This window comes from Pseudoroseomonas cervicalis ATCC 49957 (assembly GCF_000164635.1).
Lineage (GTDB): Bacteria > Pseudomonadota > Alphaproteobacteria > Acetobacterales > Acetobacteraceae > Pseudoroseomonas > Pseudoroseomonas cervicalis.
In genome coordinates, this window is sequence record NZ_GG770784.1 from 50,299 (window position 1) to 53,446 (window position 3,148).

Below are 3,148 nucleotides of genomic sequence, written 5' to 3' on the forward strand. Positions count from 1 at the left end.
TGCGCCCCGGCCATGCCGATGGCTGGTTCAACCTGGCCCTGCTGCGCCGCCGCCGCGGCCGCGGGGAGGCGGCGCTGGAGGCGCTGCGCCAGGCGGTCGCGCTGCGGCCGCAGGATGTCGGCGCGGTCACCGAGCTGGCCAATCTGCTGACCGAGCAGGGCTGGCACGAGGCGGCGCTGGAGATGGCGCGCCGCGCCGCCGCCCTGGCGCCCGACGACCCGGCGAGCTGGACCAATCTCGGCCGCACCCTGCTGACCCTCGGCCATTACGCCGAGGGCTGGGACGCCTATGACCGCCGCCTGCGCGAGCCCGACCATGTCGACCGCTCGCACAACCTGCCGGAATGGCGCGGCGAGGCGCTGCCGGCGGGCGAGCGCGTGCTGGTCTGGCGCGAGCAGGGGGTGGGGGACGAGGTGATGTTCGCCTCCATCCTGCCGCCGCTGCTGGCGGCCGGGCATCCGCTGGTGCTGCTCTGCCATCCGCGGCTCTGGGCCGCCTTCGGCCGCGCCTTTCCCGGCCTGCCGCTGCTGGGGGACGGGCCGTTGCCGGCGGCGGTGACGCGGCAGGTCTCGATCGTCGGGCTGGCCCGGCTGTTCCGCCGGCAGGAAGCGGATTTCGCCGCCCAGCGACCTTATCTGACGGCCGAGCCCGGGCTGCGCGCCCTGTTGCGGCGCCGCTACGCGGGCGGGGCGGGGGCGCGGCTGCTGGGGCTGTCCTGGCGCAGCACCCATCCGGTGACCGGCGCCGCGCGCTCGCTGCCGCTGGCCACGCTGGCGGCGCTGGCCCGGCCCGGCTGGCGGCTGGTCAGCCTGCAATATGGCGAGGCGGCGGCGCTGCGCGCCGAGGCCGAGGCCGCCGGGCTCGACCTGCTGGTCGATGACGGGGTGGATGCGCGGGAGAGCCTGGAGCTCGGCCTGGCGCAGATCGCCGCCATGGACCACGTGGTCAGCATCGACAATTCGGCGGCGCATTTCGCCGGCGCGCTCGGCCTGCCCTGCGAGCTGCTGCTGCCGCCGGTGGCCGAATGGCGCTGGCAGGCCGGCCGCGCCGACAGCCCCTGGTATCCGACGCTGCGGCTGTGGCGCCGCGCCGCCGGCGAGGGGTGGGAGGCGCCCGTGGCGCGGCTGGCGGCGGCGCTGCCGGCGGCGGCCCCGGGCGAAATCTCATGAGTCGCGGCACAGATCATTCTTGTGGCCGTATTTCGCAGAATGCTAGAACCGGGTGTCGCCGCCGCCCCCAAGGGGCTGTGCCACCGCGATAGCCGCGTCAGAAGGCGCTTCCCAGAGAACCGGAACCCTCGAAGGGCGCAATCATGGTCAGCTCGATCCTCACCAACAACGGCGCGATGACGGCGCTGCAGTCGCTGAAGGCGACCCAGAAGAACCTGCTGCAGACGCAGAACCGCATCTCGACCGGCCTGAAGGTCAGCACCGCCAAGGACAACGCCGCCACCTGGGCGGTCGCCACCTCGATGCGGTCGGACATCGCCAACTACAAGCAGGTCAGCGAGAATCTTTCGGTCTCCTCCTCGATCCTGTCGACGGCCGAGGCAGCGGCGACCACCATCGCCGACCTGGTGAAGCAGGTCCGCACCAAGGTGACGGCCGCGCAGAACCCGGCGGTGGACAAGCGGCAGGTGCAGGCGGATATCGACGCCCTGCTGGCGCAGATCAACACCACGGCCGAGGCCGCCTCCTTCAAGGGCGTGAACCTGGTCAACTCGAGCGGCACGCAGCGCGTGCTGACCTCGGTGAACGCCATCGATGGCGTCTCCACCGCCGCCTACAGCACGCTCGACAGGCAGAACCTGAAGGTCGCCGATGGCGCGATGCTGGAGAGCCTGAAGGACCTGACGGTGCTGTCGCGCGCCGACCAGACCTTCGCCAACACCAATGACGGCACCAAGAAGCTGCAGCTGACGGTGGGTGCGACCGGCACCAACCTGAACAACGGCAACGAGCTCGACTTCAAGTATGTCGACTCGACCGGCACGCAGCGCACGCTGAAGGTGAAGCTGACCAAGGATATCAACGATATCCAGACCCTGGTCGACTACCTGAACGCGGATTCCGGCTTCAGCAAGCTGTTCCAGGCCGACCGGATGTTCAGCACCGGCTCGACCCTGGATGCCGACACCTTCACGATCAGCGCCAAGAACCGCGATGTCGTCGAGTATTTCGGCAACATCAACAGCACCACCAAGGTGGTCAACTACTCGGCCATCGTCACCGTCTCGGCCGGCACCGGCTCGGCCGGCAGCTTCGACGCGGCGACCGCCGCCTCGACCTCGCTCAGCGCCGATATGCGCCGCCTCGATGTCAGCTTCGTCGACAAGCCGCTGCAGCTGGGCGACACCTTCGAGATCAAGGTCGGCTCCAGCCTCGACCAGGATGATGCCACGGCGCAGTTCCGCTACATCCTGAAGGTGGTCGATGGCGCCTATGCCACCGGCGACCTGCTGGTGGGCGATTCCGCCTACAGCAACATCAACAATGTCTATGTCATCGCCGTGGCCGCGAGCCAGGTGACCAACGCCAATGTCACCGGCAAGGACATCGCGACCGAGCTGCAGACGGCGCTGATCACCGGCTCCGCCAATGTCGCCGCGACCGGCGAGGGCATGGGCGGCGCCGGCGCTGACTTCGTGACCTCGAACGACTACCTGGCGGCGCCGGAAGCGACGGCTGGCACCGATTTCGGTGTCTATGTGGACGCGATCAGCGGCAAGCTGTCGATCATCAGCGATGACAACACCGCGGACGAGCTCTACTACTTCAACTCCTCGCTGACCGACTACCAGACGCTGCTGGGCAAGCTCGACAGCGCGACCAACACGGTGAACAACGCCGCCGCCTCCTTCGGCACGCTGGGCACCCGCATCGACATCCAGAAGGACTTCCTGGACAAGCTGGTCGACACCCTGACCACCGGCCTCGGCGCGCTGGTCGATGCCGACATGTCGGAAGAGGCGGCGCGGCTGCAGGCGCTGCAGGTGCAGGAACAGCTGGGCACCCAGGCGCTCTCGATCGCCAACCAGGCGCCGCAGAGCATCCTGGCGCTGTTCCGCTGAGTCCCGGGGGCGCGGCGCGAGCCGCGTCCCGCCTTCCCTGAGGGGCGGCGCGGCCGCGCGACGGGGCAAACCCCGCCG

General features: G+C 69.7%; 2 protein-coding genes. Both read left to right on the plus strand.

Annotated features, from left to right (window positions below; translation table 11 throughout):
- Positions 1–1,169 (plus strand): tetratricopeptide repeat protein (locus tag HMPREF0731_RS25775; protein WP_007005683.1); only part of this gene is annotated, 1,169 nt, incomplete at its 5' end.
- Positions 1,170–1,312: 143 nt separating this feature from the next.
- Positions 1,313–3,070, plus strand: coding sequence for a flagellin N-terminal helical domain-containing protein (locus tag HMPREF0731_RS18295; protein WP_007005684.1), 1,758 nt, complete (start codon positions 1,313–1,315; stop codon positions 3,068–3,070).
- Positions 3,071–3,148 lie beyond the last annotated feature (78 nt).

Excerpts from the sequence above, each read along its gene's own strand:
- HMPREF0731_RS18295 (WP_007005684.1), top strand. The coding sequence starts at position 1,313 with ATGGTCAGCTCGATCCTCACCAACAACGGCGCGATGACGGCGCTGCAG.